This window comes from Microcoleus sp. FACHB-672 (assembly GCF_014695725.1).
Classification (GTDB): Bacteria; Cyanobacteriota; Cyanobacteriia; order Cyanobacteriales; family Oscillatoriaceae; genus FACHB-68.
In genome coordinates, this window is record NZ_JACJOU010000024.1 from 1 (window position 1) to 16,009 (window position 16,009).

General features: G+C 45.8%; 21 protein-coding genes. 14 read left to right on the plus strand and 7 right to left on the minus strand.

Going from position 1 to position 16,009, the window contains the following annotated elements; all coding sequences use genetic code 11:
* Nucleotides 1–138 precede the first annotated feature (138 nt).
* Nucleotides 139–447 (minus strand): nucleotidyltransferase family protein, encoded by a 309-nt coding sequence (locus H6F56_RS19380; protein WP_190671443.1) that lies wholly within the window; start codon nucleotides 445–447, stop codon nucleotides 139–141.
* A gap of 194 nt (nucleotides 448–641) precedes the next feature.
* The gene (locus tag H6F56_RS25920; protein ID WP_199313093.1) at nucleotides 642–863 is read right to left on the minus strand and encodes a hypothetical protein; all 222 of its coding nucleotides are present in this window, start codon (nucleotides 861–863) and stop codon (nucleotides 642–644) included.
* Here H6F56_RS25920 and H6F56_RS25925 point away from each other — a divergent pair.
* From H6F56_RS25925 to H6F56_RS19400, 4 genes are all read left to right on the plus strand, one after another.
* Nucleotides 838–1,080: a GNAT family N-acetyltransferase gene (locus tag H6F56_RS25925; RefSeq protein WP_309236580.1), complete on the plus strand. Its 243-nt coding sequence runs from the start codon at nucleotides 838–840 to the stop codon at nucleotides 1,078–1,080. The two genes, H6F56_RS25920 and H6F56_RS25925, sit on opposite strands and share 26 nt — an antisense overlap.
* Before the next feature lie 147 nt (nucleotides 1,081–1,227).
* On the plus strand, nucleotides 1,228–2,226 hold the full coding sequence (locus tag H6F56_RS19390) for an alpha/beta fold hydrolase (RefSeq protein WP_190671445.1): 999 nt from the start codon (nucleotides 1,228–1,230) through the stop codon (nucleotides 2,224–2,226).
* 86 nt (nucleotides 2,227–2,312) lie between these two features.
* Nucleotides 2,313–2,612: a hypothetical protein gene (locus H6F56_RS19395; RefSeq protein WP_190671447.1), complete on the plus strand. Its 300-nt coding sequence runs from the start codon at nucleotides 2,313–2,315 to the stop codon at nucleotides 2,610–2,612.
* 60 nt (nucleotides 2,613–2,672) lie between these two features.
* Nucleotides 2,673–3,143, plus strand: coding sequence for a cupin domain-containing protein (locus H6F56_RS19400; RefSeq protein ID WP_190671449.1), 471 nt, complete (start codon nucleotides 2,673–2,675; stop codon nucleotides 3,141–3,143).
* 443 nt (nucleotides 3,144–3,586) lie between these two features.
* Here the strand turns inward: H6F56_RS19400 and H6F56_RS19405 are convergent, their stop codons facing one another.
* Nucleotides 3,587–4,192: an RloB family protein gene (locus H6F56_RS19405; protein ID WP_190671509.1), complete on the minus strand. Its 606-nt coding sequence runs from the start codon at nucleotides 4,190–4,192 to the stop codon at nucleotides 3,587–3,589.
* Entirely contained in the window at nucleotides 4,185–5,468 is a 1,284-nt protein-coding gene (locus H6F56_RS19410; protein ID WP_190671451.1) for an AAA family ATPase, read from the minus strand. The genes H6F56_RS19405 and H6F56_RS19410 overlap by 8 nt, the downstream gene beginning before the upstream one ends.
* Before the next feature lie 340 nt (nucleotides 5,469–5,808).
* Between H6F56_RS19410 and H6F56_RS19415 the strand changes: the two genes are divergently transcribed.
* On the plus strand, nucleotides 5,809–6,102 hold the full coding sequence (locus H6F56_RS19415) for a tannase/feruloyl esterase family alpha/beta hydrolase (protein ID WP_190671453.1): 294 nt from the start codon (nucleotides 5,809–5,811) through the stop codon (nucleotides 6,100–6,102).
* Between the two features lie 376 nt (nucleotides 6,103–6,478).
* Nucleotides 6,479–6,889, plus strand: a complete 411-nt coding sequence (locus tag H6F56_RS19420) for a thiol-disulfide oxidoreductase DCC family protein (protein ID WP_190671455.1) — start codon at nucleotides 6,479–6,481, stop codon at nucleotides 6,887–6,889.
* A gap of 47 nt (nucleotides 6,890–6,936) precedes the next feature.
* Here H6F56_RS19420 and H6F56_RS19425 read toward each other — a convergent pair whose 3' ends face one another.
* Nucleotides 6,937–7,365, minus strand: a complete 429-nt coding sequence (locus tag H6F56_RS19425; RefSeq protein ID WP_190671457.1) for a hypothetical protein — start codon at nucleotides 7,363–7,365, stop codon at nucleotides 6,937–6,939.
* 135 nt (nucleotides 7,366–7,500) lie between these two features.
* Between H6F56_RS19425 and H6F56_RS19430 the strand changes: the two genes are divergently transcribed.
* The gene (locus tag H6F56_RS19430) at nucleotides 7,501–7,887 is read left to right on the plus strand and encodes a histidine kinase (RefSeq protein WP_190671459.1); all 387 of its coding nucleotides are present in this window, start codon (nucleotides 7,501–7,503) and stop codon (nucleotides 7,885–7,887) included.
* Between the two features lie 103 nt (nucleotides 7,888–7,990).
* On the opposite strand, the gene H6F56_RS19435 is transcribed toward H6F56_RS19430, so the two are convergent.
* Nucleotides 7,991–10,417, minus strand: a complete 2,427-nt coding sequence (locus tag H6F56_RS19435; RefSeq protein WP_190671461.1) for a GAF domain-containing protein — start codon at nucleotides 10,415–10,417, stop codon at nucleotides 7,991–7,993.
* Between the two features lie 341 nt (nucleotides 10,418–10,758).
* The gene (locus H6F56_RS26950; protein WP_255513756.1) at nucleotides 10,759–10,884 is read right to left on the minus strand and encodes a hypothetical protein; all 126 of its coding nucleotides are present in this window, start codon (nucleotides 10,882–10,884) and stop codon (nucleotides 10,759–10,761) included.
* Between the two features lie 129 nt (nucleotides 10,885–11,013).
* On the opposite strand from H6F56_RS26950, the gene ffh reads away from it, so the two are divergent.
* From ffh to H6F56_RS19470, 7 genes are all read left to right on the plus strand, one after another.
* Nucleotides 11,014–12,492, plus strand: coding sequence for a signal recognition particle protein (gene ffh, locus H6F56_RS19440; RefSeq protein ID WP_190671463.1), 1,479 nt, complete (start codon nucleotides 11,014–11,016; stop codon nucleotides 12,490–12,492).
* A gap of 266 nt (nucleotides 12,493–12,758) precedes the next feature.
* The gene (locus H6F56_RS19445) at nucleotides 12,759–13,142 is read left to right on the plus strand and encodes a nuclear transport factor 2 family protein (protein ID WP_190671466.1); all 384 of its coding nucleotides are present in this window, start codon (nucleotides 12,759–12,761) and stop codon (nucleotides 13,140–13,142) included.
* Between the two features lie 194 nt (nucleotides 13,143–13,336).
* Complete coding sequence (gene rpsP, locus H6F56_RS19450; RefSeq protein ID WP_190671467.1) at nucleotides 13,337–13,585, plus strand: 30S ribosomal protein S16; 249 nt, start codon at nucleotides 13,337–13,339, stop codon at nucleotides 13,583–13,585.
* Nucleotides 13,560–13,988: a KH domain-containing protein gene (locus H6F56_RS19455; RefSeq protein WP_190671470.1), complete on the plus strand. Its 429-nt coding sequence runs from the start codon at nucleotides 13,560–13,562 to the stop codon at nucleotides 13,986–13,988. Before rpsP ends, H6F56_RS19455 begins: the two co-directional genes overlap by 26 nt.
* A 109-nt stretch (nucleotides 13,989–14,097) precedes the next feature.
* Nucleotides 14,098–14,271, plus strand: coding sequence for a 30S ribosomal protein S21 (rpsU, locus tag H6F56_RS19460; protein ID WP_190671472.1), 174 nt, complete (start codon nucleotides 14,098–14,100; stop codon nucleotides 14,269–14,271).
* A gap of 269 nt (nucleotides 14,272–14,540) precedes the next feature.
* Nucleotides 14,541–15,494, plus strand: coding sequence for a PhoH family protein (locus tag H6F56_RS19465; RefSeq protein ID WP_190671475.1), 954 nt, complete (start codon nucleotides 14,541–14,543; stop codon nucleotides 15,492–15,494).
* Between the two features lie 12 nt (nucleotides 15,495–15,506).
* Nucleotides 15,507–15,911 carry a ChuX/HutX family heme-like substrate-binding protein gene (locus H6F56_RS19470; protein WP_190671477.1) on the plus strand — a complete coding sequence of 135 codons (405 nt, stop codon included), beginning with the start codon at nucleotides 15,507–15,509 and terminating at the stop codon, nucleotides 15,909–15,911.
* Nucleotides 15,912–16,009 lie beyond the last annotated feature (98 nt).

A 16,009-nucleotide genomic window follows, 5' to 3' on the forward strand; every position in this document is an offset into this window, starting at 1 on the left:
TCTGGAGTTGATGGTTTAATTAAACTAGCACTTCAATTAATGAATCTCGAACATCTCAAAAATTGGTTTACACATTGCTGCTACTGTACCTCATAGACTTCGAATTTGCTGTATCTTGCAGCCGTTCGGCTTCTCGCCTCATAGTAGTACAGCTTCCTGCAAAACGCGCTCGCGAATGCGTTCTTTCAACATATCCACTGTGGCGATATCGACCTTGCGATTGAGTAGTTGTTCTAAATCAAGCAATAGCCCACCTGGAAACCAAGGCGTAATTTTTTCTAAATCGTAATCCACTAACAAATCAATATCGCTTTCTGGGGTCGCTTCGCCCCGCGCTACTGAACCGAATACGCGCACGTTGTAGGCTCCGTGCTTTTGGGCAATGGCGAGAATTTGCGATCGCTCATAATACAGTAATTCTTGAATACCTAATCCTGTTTTTTTCATCAAGCCCTCCTCAACTGGGGTCATTGCTAGTTAATCAGCGAAAGTAGCCTAAAAGTTATCTGTAAGCATTCAAAGCCAAGCTATCAGACTTTGTAGAGTATTGTAGTATGCTCGATAAAGCTTTCAGAGTTAACAGGAGTTGATGTGGGAATGCAAATTGAACCCTACGATCCTCACGACCAAGATGGCTGTTATTAGTCTTTCGCTTCGGGCATGGACTCCGGTCTTTGATTCGATTCAGAAGGCGATGAACGCGCTCTGTGTACCAGGCATTTTATCCCAATTATTGGCGTGTGAGCCGGCAAAAAGCTGCCCTTGGATGTCTGTGCTGCGGAAGAGAGGAATGTATAGGTTGCTATCGATGCCGGTTCTACTGTGGGCTTTGTCGCCGTGAAACTACACTCAGAGGACAGCATGGGTGAAATCTACATGGTTGCTGTCGATCCAGACTTTCAAGGTCGCGGTATTGGTAGTGCTTTGATAGAATTCGCTCTGGTTTGGATGAAAGATGCGGGGATGTCTATTGCGATGGTTGAGACTGGAGGTGATGCCGGTCATGCCCCAGCCCGTCACACCTATGAAAAGGTGGGCTTCGAGCTATTTCCAGTCGCCAGATACTTCAAGAAGCTCTAAGTGCAGATGTTAAGTCTCAAGGTTTACTTCCTTCTATAGCTAGTCAATCGCGATTCTGCTATGCAGACGCTACGCGAACGCCCCATCGAGTTAGAAAAGGCATCTGTGGGAAAATTGCAAACGTACTTAAGCTTGGGGATCAACTGAATGCTATGGCTTGTTGTGCCCCTTGGGGTATTGATTGCAGTAGTCGGGCTTGGAGCAATTTATCAAGCACTTGCCACAAGTCGGGATAGCCGAAGGTTTCTGCCACCTGGAAAATTAATTCAAATCAATGGTAAAAATTGGCACTGTCAAATTATGGGTAAAGGTCACCCGACAGTCATTGTAGATAGTGGAACTGGAGGTACTCACCTAGACTGGCAATTAGTGCAGCCTGAAGTTGCAAAATTTACAAAAATCTTGACCTACGATAGAGCCGGCTATGGCTGGAGTGCTATAAGTTCAGAACCACGCACGGCTGAGCAAGTTGTTAGTGAGTTGCGGCAACTTTTGAGAAAGGTCGAAATTGAGCCGCCTTATGTCTTGGTGGGGATGTCTTCAAGTGGTCTATTCAGTCGCTTGTTTGCCTATCACTATCCAGAAGAAGTGGCTGGAATGATTTTAGTAGATGTTGCTCATGAGAAAATGTATGAGGATACACCAGTCCAATGGGTTGAATTAAACAAACGACTGGAAGGACTGTTAACTCATGTAGTGCCGATTATAGGACGTATTGGTCTGCTTCGTTTGCTTGTCACTTTTGATTCTGTGCCTATGGCAGCCGGTTTATTCCAAAAATTTCCACCTTCAATTCGACCTCTTGCTAAAGCGCTCTATTCTCAAACTCAGTTTGGGAAAACTTTTGCTCAGGAATCGGCTGCGGTATCAGTCAGCATGAACCAGGTTGAACAAGCACGGCAGATAAAGCCGTTTCCTGACATTCCTCTCATTGTTTTGTCGGCTGGAAAGCCTGACTTCGACATAACACAAGATGTGCTTCAGAAACTGCAAGAATTACACGCAGATCTAGCCAATGAGTCGCCCCAAGGCGTTCACATTGTTGCTAACGAAAGTGGACATGCAATCCAACTTGATAAACCAGAATTAGTCATTGATGCAATTCGTCAAGTTGTTGAAAAAATGCGTTGCAGTAGTGATCCTTAACGACCCTGTTAGAGCGGACTATCGATTTAGCTTTTTCACCCAACATGAGGTGATACAACTCAAAGACGATCAAAGCATGGAATGTAATGATAGAGAAACATACGTGGACAGACTTGCAACAACGGCAATGGATTTGTGATGTTGAAGATGTAAACCTGATACCACAAGGAGCTTCATTTGTTAGCTTGTGGAAACAGTATACAAATGGCGTTGCTATTACGCTCTCTATTCACTCTGAGAACGGTCAGTTTGTGTTGTATCACGATGTCGGTCATGCGGCATCTGGAACAAAAAGAACGAATTGCGGTACATTTTCAACCGCAGATGCTGCGATACATCAACTGATTCAAGAGTGCTATAGCTGGGATAATACGTGGGGTATGTAATAGCAAGCAGAAGGAAATAACGGCTTGTTACGCCATTAACATAGCAAGGAAGGGTGAGTTGTGAAGGAATCGCCAATTTCAGCTGAATCGATTTCAGCACCGATCGGTAAGACGATATATCCAGAACCTTATGCTTCCCTTTTGAAGGGACGACAAAAGCGAAAACTGGGTGAGTATTTTGGGTTGACTCATTTTGGAGTTAATTTAACCCATCTCTCACCAGGTGCAATTTCTGCACTTGCTCACAGCCACTCAAAGCAAGAAGAATTTATCCTGGTATTGGAAGGCAGCCCAACGCTGGTACTAGGCGAAGAGGAATTTGTTTTGCATCCGGGTGACTGCTATGGATTTAAGGCCGGCACGGGTATCGCACATCAACTGATTAATCGATCTGAAGAAAACGTAACCTATCTTGAGATTGGTGATCGCACTGAAGGAGATGAAGTCGAATTCCCAAATGACGATCTCAAAGCAACACAATTGCCGAACGGTGAATGGGCTTTAACGCATAAAGATGGTCGAGCTTATTAATAGCACCGCCATCGAACCGCGCTGCACCAGAACGTTGGGCGACCGCATTGTATCCTTCTAGTTAATGCGATCGCCCGATCTTGTAGGTTGGGTTGAAGGATGAAACCCGACACTCATCACTGCTTCTCCACCTCCACTCTAGTGCGCTCGCTCCTCGTTGTAGATTGAAGCAAACATAAATCGATGGGGCGATCGCACTTGAAGATATGCGGAAAAATTCAACCTATCCGCCAGAAACCGACTAATATACTGAACAATTCTACCTATCTACTTAATTTGGAATGATATACGGGAAGCTCCGGCCTTTGCGCTGAAACTGAATGCATAGACCGAAACTTTCAGCCTAATAATAGTTAGGCCGCAAGTTAATAATTGACTGTGCGCGAAGGTAAGCTTTGACTAGAAAGAAACAGTGTCACAATTCAAAAATATTGAAAATATCTTCATTGAACAAATTTATTGAGTTCTTGTACTAACAGATGCACTGTTGTAGAGGGATTATCTCTAGCAGGGGTGCGCGGATTATATTGATTGAGCAAATTTATAGCATTTTTAATAGCAGCCGCCTGTTTTTCAAATAGCTCTTCATAGATTGTTTCACTATTTTTTTGATAGTTTTGTTTAAGGAAACAATTCAATCTCTTACGATACTCGCTTCGAGGAATACTAGTATCGAGAAAGTCAAAATGAAGGACGTACCATAGTTCAAATGCTTCATTAGAATAAGCTACTTTGAACCCCTCACTCTCAGCATTTTTGATAGCATTATTAAAATTTTGTGGACTCCAATCATCTCGATCAAAAACGCACCATACCTGATCATACTCTTCTTGTTGTTTTAGTTCCTTTGCACTGTCTACCAGCTTGCTAGGGTCTTTTCCTAATCCTTTAACATCTATTTCAGCAACATTCTTTGGAACGGGAAAACTTCTAAAGTAGTTAGGTTCGGTTTTCTTTCCTTCACACACAATTAAGAATCTTTGTCTAATGTCCCTAGTATCAACTTTTCTAGGAGAATATCCACGTGAATTTATCCTTCTTCTAGACATTGGATTCAATCAACTGGTTTAGATTGCCAATATATGGGATTGCACCATATCTTCCCTTAATGTAATCACTTTCAAAAGATGCATCATTACCTATTTTATATTCTGCTAAAGAATACAAATCTGTTGCACCGTATCTATTTTTTTCAGTAAACCAAACTTGATCTCTACGAAAAACCTTATTATTAAGTAAGTTGGTATCATGTGTCATGAAAATTAATTGAGCATTGTTTGGGTTTGCTTCTTCAGAGTTGAATAATTTAACAATTGCAAGACTAATCAAGGGATGAAGTCTTGCATCAAACTCATCAATAATTAAGATTTCTCCTTCTTTGAGAACGGTTATGAGCGCTCCAGCCAAGGCAAAAACCTTTTTTGTACCCTCAGATTCATGACTTTCCAAATCGAATTTTTCAATTGACTTGTAGTTGCCATCAGCGTCGAACTTTCGATGAGAAGTACCTAGTGAAATTGCTTTAAATCCGCCTTCGACAATAGATTTCTTAAGCTCATCTGGCATTTTATCAGGCAAGGAATCAATTGTAAAATCTTTTTTTTCAATGTGTACCTCGCTGATTCCTAAATCCAGCTTCTTGATCAACTGAATAATATCAGCCTTGTTCTTATTGTTTTGGAAACATTTGAGTGTATAACTTAAGTAAGCTTGATCGTGTAAACCAGAAATAATATTTAACTTATCACTTATCCACTCTAAGATCTTCTTTGCAAGATCAACATTAAATTGAGCAGAAACAGATAAAAAGAGTGCGTTACTTCTAGTTTTTTGTTGAATACCATTAGCATTATAATTTTTGAATGTCTTAATCTTGTCAAGGTTGCGCTCAAATAGCTTAGTTTCCTTCACTTTGGGAACATAAAATAGCCATTCAGATATAACTCTTTCTTGAGTTATCTTAAATCCATATCTATATTTGCGTTCACCCATTAAAAACACCAATTCAAAGTATGAGGGGGTGCCTTCAGTTTCTGTACTTAGCCTAAAAGTTTCTACGCCTATTTTCTCGGTACTTTGAGTTTCTTTAGACGAATTAATCATAAACCATTTCATAAAGTCTACTGCTTTGGCAAGATTACTTTTGCCACTAGCATTTGCTCCGTATATCGCAGCACTCTTAAGTAGCTTTAGTTCTTGATCTATAGCAAAGACGTTAGTTGTATCAAGGCTTTTGTCTTTCGACACAATATTAGCTGCCACCATACTGAAGGTGACTTGTTCTTTAAACGATCTGTAATTACCAACACTAAACTCGATAAGCATGACTCATCTCTTAGGTTTACCTCGGGAATTTGTGAAAAAATTACACAAACCTACTTTAAGGTTAGCAGTAATTAGCTTAGAATATTAAGGTATAAGATTGTCTTACCTCGTACATGGGTACTACTCTTATATAGCATAAGAACCCAGTTAGAGCAGACTACCAAGAGAGCTTGGTGTAAATGCGAAGGTTGCTTGCAGCCGCTCAACCGGAACGTTAGGCTGCTTAGTTTATTCCCCAGCGAATGTATCCTCTGCTAGTAGATGCATAACCTTACGCCATGCAGTCTCCCCTTTTAGTCCGACAACACGGGACACGTTGGCGGCGGCATAAGCATCGGGAGTGTACTCTGAGGACTCGATCAACCAACTACGGATTGACTTCGGCTATCGCTCAGAAGACGTTACGGCACTAGCGGCAAAAGCGATCTCCACCGCATTCTATGGAGAAAGTCCGCGTTACTCTTACTTCCAGGGCTGTTCCAACGGAGGTCAGCAAGCCCTGATGGAAGCACAGCGAAACCCAAACGACTTTAACGGCATCATTACTGGGGCACCGGCTGCCATCCTAGCGCTGATGTCTAATCAGTGCTGTTTTTTCAACCCAATCAATTACCTGAAATTAAGGACAATTTAGAGAGATTAACAGTTCTCGCTGTAATAGAAAGCTGGAAAATTTCTAGTACAGATATTTTGATTTTTTTTTCAAATTAAATAAAATGTAAATATCAGCATCTAATTTTTATGAGAAAAACAAATAAATTCGCATTAAATAGGATAAAAAAACACTAGAACAAATCTCTTGTTTCTATCATTAGCGTTGAAGTCGCCGGCACATTTGCTTCAAGGACGCTTTGCTTACCAATGAGATGAGATCGCTCGCTAATCGTTTAATTTTACTATAAATTTAAAATTTACTCCGTAATGGATCATGAGGCAAAACAACAATTATTTAAAACTCTAGAATTACAATAGGAGTAGGTAGTTTATATTATTAAGGAATTTGGGTTTTCATGCCTTACCACGTTATTTATGATGGCAATTGCAATCTGTGTGTCACCTTGGTGCAGCAGCTAGAAAACATAGACAAAGGCCAGCTATTTACCTACATTCCCATGCAAGATCCACAGGCACTCACTCAGTTTGGCGTCACGCCCCAAGATTGTGAACTGGGGATGATTGTAATCGACGCCGGCAATCCCCAACGCCGGTGGCAAGGCAGTGATGCAGCAGAAGAAATTGGACGGCTGTTACCCGCCGGCTACGTGTTTGTGGAAGCCTATCGGGCACTGCCGGGGCTAAAGTGGGCCGGTGATCGCTTCTACGAACAAATTCGGGATAACCGCTACACCATATTTGGTAAACGCTCAAGCACCTACCAATCTACTTACCCCAGCAGTTGCAGCAACAACGCTTGTGGCTAGTGCCCCATCCCCCTACCTTTAGGTTGGCGAAGCCTTGCCCGATGCCCCTAATTCCCCGGACTGTTAAACACATCTAAAACCTGCCGGCAAAAGTGTTTCAGCATATCCGCAGCGCTAGGTGCCGGCTCAGATAGTCCCACAAACTGCCAGCTATCGACAGTGGAAAATCGCCACTGTTTGCCTTGATGGTCAAATCCAGCCGCTTCTACCCCGATCGCACGCCGGTGTTCATCTAGCGGATCTTCATAAAAGCGAATCTGAACCAAAATACTGCGACTCTGAAACAACCGGCTTCTGCCGGGGAAATGGAAGCCAATATCAATAGAATCTGGATCGACGAGTTCCAGAGTATCCGGATCATTCATCCAGGGCTTAAGATCTACCCTTATATCTGGAAACTCTGACTTAAATAAATTAACCACCGTCGCAATCTTGCTGGCCACTTCAATATTTCGAGCCTTCTCAGCTGCGTTCACTCCAAACCCTCCTACTAACGTGCTATCAGATGTGATCTAATGGTTTCAGATGGGCAAAGACAAGTTTTTCATATCAAGATAGCTCATACCCCTGCCAAAGAAGCGGCAATCAACTGAAGACTAGGAGTCAAACAGATGGCCACCCCCTGCCACATTATTGTTGAAGGGAATCCCGTAATCATCTACGCCAGTCGGAATGGAAGCCCCGACAAAGTGCGACGTATCCTCAAACCCTTTCTAGAAAAATTTTTGCAAGAGAGAGAAACCGCTGGAGAATACTGTGATACACCTGAGTGTTTAGTTGCTCAAATTGTTGTCCGCTTTGGGTTTGAGATTTGTGAGGATGATTTCTCTAATTTAAAAGTGAGCTTGGCTTACGATCCAACGGTGGATTACGTTTACTCCGTTGCACCGGATCAACAGGTGAGTGTTTGGGTTCCAGAGGAAGAATATCGCCAAAATCCCAGCTTGGGACTGAAAGCGTGCCGGCAGTTGGAGGGGGAAGGCTGGCGCATTGACTAATTTGCTGTGATTTTAACCCCATTTAGCGATTTGCCTGGGAGTTGAATCCCAGGCGTGATTGCTCGATGCTATTGAGAATCGGCCAACTTATCCGGGAAACTGTTTAAAGCACGACGGTGGCAGATGAGTGCTTAACATCGGGTTCAGGCTGCGGTTCAGTTGCCGGCAACACGCGAACACGGGCAAATTTAAGACCACTGACGCCTTGCAATTGCTCCACGATGCCGGTTTCAATTTCCTTATCCACCCAACCTTGACGGGCTAAATAACGTAGATATTCTTGGTATTGCGCCCACTCAGCATCCGTAGAATAAACCACCGTTAACATTGCTGGTTGTGTGATGCGAATTCGGGTTTGAGCATCAACGCCTTTATCAATGCGCTTTTTCACAATTTCATAGCGGGTATCGCGGCTGCCTCGCACATCAAAAAGGTTCTCCGTTTGTTCGTCGTGAAAAATATCGACGGTTGAATCCTGTACTAAAACCAGATGCGTGACTTGCATCAAAGTCCCGCATTCTTCTTGAATCCGAAAGGCTGTCCGGGCGCAGTCACAGACGGCACAAAGCTGTTCGTAACGCAGGCTGCGTAGCTGAAATGAGGTAAATTTAGGGTCAATCGACGCGCCGGCATAAATCATGTGATCCATGCCATCGGTAAATTCAACGTCGCAGTAGTGAGGGGTAATTTTCTGCATCCGAATTTGCCAGCGTTCCCACGTCTCGCGCAGCAACATATTAATCTGGTTGATCGTTTGGTCATAGCGGGCGCGGGCAATATAAACACATCCATGTTCGTTGGCACAGCTTTGCCGATAAGCTTCCACCGCAGCAAGTGCTGCCGGCCCACATTGGACAAAATAATCAAAATAAACTTCTACCCGATCTTTGAGATATTGCGTCGCCGTGACTTCGGCATCAACCATTACCTGACCATGCAATTGTTCAATACAAGTGAGCAAATCAAGCCGTAACTGTTCGCCAAAAGGTGTGGGTTGGAATTGGCAAACCGCCTCTACAATCACGAGTGCCAGCCGAAATTGTTCAAGCAAATCAAGCTGAATTGCCCGATTACGCTCATCCGATGAGCCGCGAATATCAGAAATCCCATACAGTGGGTAAACATCCGTAAACACGATGGGTTCAGGCGGCAGTCCCCAACTGCGGCGTTCCGCTTCCTGCAAAAACCGCCACTCAACCGATGCGTGGATATTGTGCAGGGTTGTCACACGCTGCTGAATGGCTTGGCGCAAAGCAGCAATAAAAGCCGGCGTCAACACTTCCGCGTGTTTACAATCTACCCCTGTGAAGTTGTGGGGGCGATCGCTCGTCAAACCAACTAAACCGGCAAGTTGGCCGGTTCCTGGCCCTCCTTCTACGGCTTTGACGACGAGCGGAATGAGCAACATCGAGCGAATACCCATTTCTAATAATTTCCGCTCACAATCCGTTTGGCAATCTAAACTTAAATCCGGTACATTCCAAACTTGATTCGCTTGGGCAGATCGTAGGAAGTGTGAGCCTCGCAGAGACTGCATTGGGTAAACACTGGGCTTTAATTCTCCCCGGTAATTGCCGAAAAACAGTTGGGCTTGATCGCGTTCCGCACTCAAAAGAAGTGTGTTCTGAGCGCGAAACAAGGATTTCATGCGCCGGTTAATTTGTTTAAACTTATTCGGTCGCAAAATTGAATCTCGCTCGATTAGCTGCTGAGTCAGCCGGTGCATGGTTTCCTGAGCAGTAACATCAAATCCCTCAAGCAGCAACAATCCTTCGACTTGGTAATTATCTAAACGCAGTCGTTGTTCTAAAGCCGGCAGATCGCTAGCAAGTAAACCGATGGCATCTTTTAATTGGAGTTTGCCTTCTTGCATCGACAGCTTGTGTAGCTTTAAATCGGCAAATTCATCGATTTTGGAATTGCGCCGGCTCACTTTTAAGCGATCAGAAGTTAACCAAAATTCAATAAAGCGGGGTTCCTGAGCATTGGGACGGTTGAGTGTGCCCACCAGTGGCTCATCAAGCAAGTGCAATTCCCGTAAATCAATGTGATATAAATCTCTGAGAACTAAATGCAAAACATGACGCCGATATAGTTCTTCAGCAGCCGCTTCACTAATATCTTGGAACAGATCCAAGAGCCGAATTTTCTTGCCAGCACTCATTCCATTACTCATGTCTGCCGGCGGCACTTCAATGCCAGCGAGTCGGCACAAAGCATCATTGCCATAGCGGATGATCAAATCACCAGCTATATGTGCCTTTGCTGCCTCCTCCCAGGCAATTGCTGCCATCAGCAGCCGGCTAGAGCTTTGAAAACAACTGAACCAATCCTTCTCTCGTTTCCAGGCTTTGAGTTCTTCTAATTCAGGGGATGGAACTCGCGCCGCCAAAGTCTGCAAAATCCGGTCTATATTGTCTGTGTCGCTTGCAAGATTTTGCTCAATCCCTGAGTTTTCGTTATTCCTCATCGCCAGCTCTAATGCGCTGTTGCTGTTCTCCAGATCGACAATTGGCTCGGAGGTAGACATGGGTCTGCACCTTATTCAATATTGAAAGAGTTTGATAACGTGTAACCCTGATTGAAAAAAGCCTGCCGGCGCTGAATCCACTCAATTATGGGCGATTCGTAACATAGCAGGGGCTAAAGAACCCAAAGTTTTTCGAGCTTTTTGCCCTATCTGGATAACTGAGTTTGCTTCCTTGTTTCCCCTTACGCTCTGAGCTTCGCTTGATGTCAGGCTGGCATCGAGCTAGTTGGGGGATTGACCAGGAAAGTCGGCTCAGTTTGCTCCTAGATGTCATAGATGCTGTGAGAAAATTGTAAAAAATTTCCGCTTTAATTAGTTAAATTTAGACGAATTAGTAATGGCTAGGGAAATTTCAATCGACTTTTTGCCGGTGCCGGTTCCTGTGTTGACGGATGGTTGCCGGCTCTTAATTCTGGTGTCAAATTGAAAGCGTTGGTGATGGGCATTGGGGATGGGGCATTGGGCATTAAAAACTTCCCCCCAGCACTAAGAACTCGCACTCAGCACTAAATCCCGCCCTTGCTACGGCTCAAACCCCATAAAAGGTTATCCTAATCTATAAGTCTTAAAGAAAATTATCTAGAAACAATCCTTCCATGTTCGACGCACTTGCCGACCGCTTAGAAGCTGCCTGGAAAAAACTGCGAGGTCAGGACAAAATCTCGGAATCCAATATCCAAGAGGCTTTGCGGGATGTTCGCAGAGCGCTTCTGGAAGCCGATGTTAACCTCCAGGTGGTTAAAGATTTTATTGCTGAGGTAGAAACCAAAGCCCAAGGTGCTGAGGTGATTACCGGCGTGAGGCCGGCTCAGCAGTTCATTAAAATTGTCCACGACGAACTCGTGCAAGTAATGGGGGAAACGAATGTTCCCCTCGCCACTGCTGACACGAAGCCGACAATCGTGCTGATGGCCGGTTTGCAAGGGACAGGTAAAACGACGGCATCTGCCAAGCTGGCGTTACACCTGCGTAAAACCAATCGCACGACGATGCTGGTGGCGACAGACATTTACCGACCGGCTGCGGTTGACCAATTGGTGACACTGGGTAAGCAAATTGGCGTGCCGGTGTTTGAAATGGGCACCGGCACCGATCCGGTCGAAATTGCCCGTCAAGGGGTCGAGAGAGCGATCGCAGAGAACGTCGATACGGTGATTATCGATACTGCCGGTCGTCTGCAAATCGACCAAGACATGATGGCGGAATTAGCACGAATCAAGGAAACTGTCAAGCCCCACGAAACCTTGCTCGTCGTGGACGCGATGACCGGCCAAGAAGCCGCCAACCTCACGCGCACCTTCCACAACCAAATCGGCATCTCCGGCGCAATTCTCACCAAGCTAGATGGGGATAGCAGAGGCGGTGCAGCCCTTTCCGTGCGGCAAATTTCCGGCGCACCGATTAAATTTGTCGGCGTCGGAGAAAAAGTCGAAGCACTGCAACCGTTTTACCCAGATCGGATGGCGTCTCGGATTTTGGGGATGGGAGACGTTCTTACCTTAGTCGAGAAAGCCGCTGAGGAAGTCGATCTCGCAGATGCCGAGAAGATGCAAGAGAAAATCCTCACGGCAAAGTTCGACTTTACGGACTTTCTCAAGCAAATGCGGCTAATGAAGAACATGGGTTCTCTCGGCGGTTTGCTCAAGCTAATTCCGGGGATGAATAAAGTTTCAGACGAGGATTTGCGAAAAGGCGAATCCCAGCTGAAACAGGCAGAGGCGATGATCAATTCCATGACGATTGAAGAACGCCGCAACCCCGATGTATTAGCCGGTTCACCCAGCCGCAGGCGACGAATTGCCAAGGGTTCGGGTTATGGAGAAAAGGAAGTCACCGATTTGGTGACCAACTTCACCAAAATGCGAGCAATGATGCAGCAAATGGGCCAAGGCCAGTTTCCAGGGATGGGAATGCCGGGAATGGGTGGCATGGGCGGCATGGGCGGCATGGGCGGTGGCCCTTGGGGTGGCAACAATGCCCCTCAGCCAGGTTGGCGAGGATATCCGGGTGGAAATCCAGCCGCTAACAAGAAAAAGAAAAAGGAAAAAAAGAAGAAAGGTTTCGGCCAACTGTAGCTATCAGCAACAACCGCTAACTGCGCGGTTACGGAGTGGGGGAATCCACCAAAATCTCCCCCACTCTCTTTCTCTGTTACTCTCCCCCACTCAGGACTCCAGCAATTCTCATTTTCAAACCCTTGCACTATAAATTGAGCTTTCAATCCTCGATTGCTAACGAGGAAATAAGGGTTTCAAATACCGAAATTCCTCAAAATAGCGAGTTTGGATGGGAATCACTCTCATAATCTTGCATAATGAGACCTCCTGTCACCATACCTCTTATGTCAGATCAACCTGCACCAGAAATCGAACTGCTCCATGCGGCGTACGCAGCCTTCAACGCGCGAGACATTGACGCTGCCCTTGCCCTCATGACTCCGGACGTGGCTTGGCCAAAAGCGTTCAAAGGCGGTTTTGTCCGTGGATCTGAAGAAGTTCGCGCTTACTGGACGGAGCAATGGAGCGAGATCAATCCGCACGTCGAGCCGGTTTCCTTTTACTCGGAGGAGATCGGGCGCATTTTGGTCGATGTGCATCAGGTCGTACGTGACTTGGCTGGAGCAGTTCTTGTCGATGAGCACGTGGGTCATCGATTCACCCTTGAGCACGGCTTGATTCAAGCAATGGAAGTCTGTCCACTTCCATCGTCCACCCCAGAGTCCTAACCAGTTCAAACTTCTCTGCCATAACAGCAATTCTCATTATGAAAAATTAACTACAGTTGGGTGGTAGTTCCAACTCCAGTCCTTCAATACTCTAGTAAGTGGTATAATGGGGAACTCTCAGGCAAATGAAATTTAGAAGCTGGTAGCTGATAGCTGATAGCTTAAAATCTTAAACGGAGCATAGGGTATCAAACATGATCAAATTGCGCTTAAAGCGGTATGGCAAAAAGAGGGAAGTGAGCTATCGGATCGTAGCGATGAAAAGCAGCGATCGCCGGGATGGCCGTCCCTTAGAAGAACTGGGCTTCTTCAATCCCAGAACCGATGAAGTCAGACTGGACGTTCCAGCGATTGTCAAGCGTCTGCAACAAGGAGCACAGCCCACGGAGACAGTGCGTGCCCTTCTGAAAAAAGCCAATGTCTTTGAGCAAGTCAGTGGTTAACCCACAAGCGATATCACAAAGCGACTCCCCCTCAGCCGGTCCACAATACGATGAACTGGTACGTTTTTTAATCCAGCCTTTTTTAGACGAGTCAGACGCCTTGAAAGTGGATTGCGAAATCTCTCCCAGCAGACCCCGGATTTGGGTACGTCTGGCTATTGAGGGCGAGGATAAAGGACGTGTATTCGGTCGGGGCAGACGCAATATAGAGGCGATACGCATGGTGTTGGAAGCGACGGCTCAAGCTGCCGGCCAGTCCATTCACCTGGATATTTACGGGGCAGGGGCTGCCAGAACGGATACGCCGCCGCCCACTCGCGAAGCGAATCCGAGAATCCCCAGACCTCAATCTCGCCAGTCTGGTTTACCCAGACCGTCTTCTCAACCACGCTCTCCCGAATGAGTCAATTGAGCGAAGAAAAAACCCGCTCATAAAATTGAGCGGGAAAGTCTTATAGCTAATAAATTAAGTCCCTAACGGAAGAAAAAACGTAAGGAGGTGGATATAGAGATTGGCAGAAGTCCGTTTGGCAGAAAATGAGTCGATTGAGTCGGCTTTAAGGCGCTTTAAAAAGAAAATTCAAAAGGCTGGGATTTTGTTTGAGGTTAAACGTCACGAACGTTATGAAAAACCCAGCCTGCGTCGTAAGCGCAAAGCGGAAGCTACCCGCAAGTACCGTCAATAAGATCGTCGCTCGGAAACCGGGCACCCCAACACTTCACAAATCGGTGGGGTTGCCGGCTAAAAAGACGCCTGAAGGGCAAGAAGACTCGCCATCATTCAGGCGTCTTTTTGCAAATTTACGAGCTAGAATTATTTTTTTAGCCGGCAACATAGGGAAATCAGGGAATTTGAGATTGTCTGATTTGTTTAGGAAAAATTGACAGTACGCAACGTAGCACTCAAGCATCTGAGGAGGGAATATTTGGCACAATCAAGAGGAAGAATTCAGGCATGATAGAAGCATTTAAAATAGAACTACCAAATGTTAGCAGCGCCCTTGCGCTAGCCGGCTATCAAGAAGAAAATTTAAAAACACTGGCACGGCAAACCGGCGCACAACTCGTGTTGCGTGGGCAAGATTTGTTGATTTCCGGAACAGAAAATCAAATCGATTTGTGTCGCCGGCTAGTGCGTTCCTTAGAAGATTTTTGGAAACACGGTAAAACCATTTCTCAAGTCGATATTCTCACAGCCCGTCATGCTTTAGACACGCATCAAACTGACGAGTTGCAAGATTTGCGGCACGATGTTTTGGCGAAAACTCGTCGCGGAGAAGAAATTCGAGCCAAAACCTTTCGTCAGCGGCAATATATTCAAGCGGTACGCAATCACGATCTGACCTTTTGCATCGGCCCTGCCGGCACCGGCAAAACCTATCTCGCCGCAGTTCTTGCCGTCCAAGCACTGCTGGCAAATCAGTATGAACGGCTGATTTTAACTCGCCCCGCCGTCGAAGCCGGTGAAAAGTTGGGCTTTTTACCGGGAGATTTGCTGCAAAAAGTTGATCCCTATCTGCGCCCTCTCTACGATGCCCTCTACGAATTTATCGAACCTGAAAAAATTACCAATTTGATGGAGCGGGGGGTGATAGAAATCGCTCCCTTAGCTTATATGCGAGGCCGTACCCTCAACCACGCCTTTGTAATTTTGGATGAAGCCCAAAATACAACACCGTCTCAGATGAAAATGGTATTAACTCGCTTGGGATTCCGTTCTCGCATGGTTGTCACCGGCGACATCACCCAAACCGATTTGCCGGCGAACCAAGCCTCAGGATTGGCAGCCTCTCAAAAAATCCTACAACACGTTGAGGGCATTGCTTTCTGCAACCTTACCCAAGCCGATGTTGTGCGCCATGCCCTGGTGCAGCGCATTGTCGCCGCTTATGAAAAGTATGAAAATTAGCCAGTTAATCGAATGAATAGCACCCTGAAAGATTTTCTAGAATCTTGCCACACCCTCGGCCTATTACGCCTGATTGTTACTAGCAGTGCAGCAGTTTTAGAAGCCCGTGGAACCGTTGAGAAATTGTTCTACGCCGAGTTGCCCAAAGGCCGGTATGCGAATATGCATACAGAAGGCTTTGAGTTTCACCTGAATATGGACAAAATCACACAGGTGAAATTTGAAACCGGCGAAGCGAAACGAGGTAATTTTACTACTTATGCAATTCGCTTTCTCGATGAAAAACAAGAGCCGGCTTTAAGCTTGTTTCTCCAGTGGGGCAAGCCTGGAGAATACGCACCAGGACAGGTGGAAGCATGGCATCAAATGCGAGAGCAATACGGCGAGATTTGGGAACCTGCGCCTTTGGAGGTTTGAGCGAGGAGTGCTGAGTGCTGAGTGCTGAGTGGGAGAGGGGGAGAGTGGGAGAAATCCCCAATGCCCGTACCTTTAGATTGGCGAAACCATGCCCCATC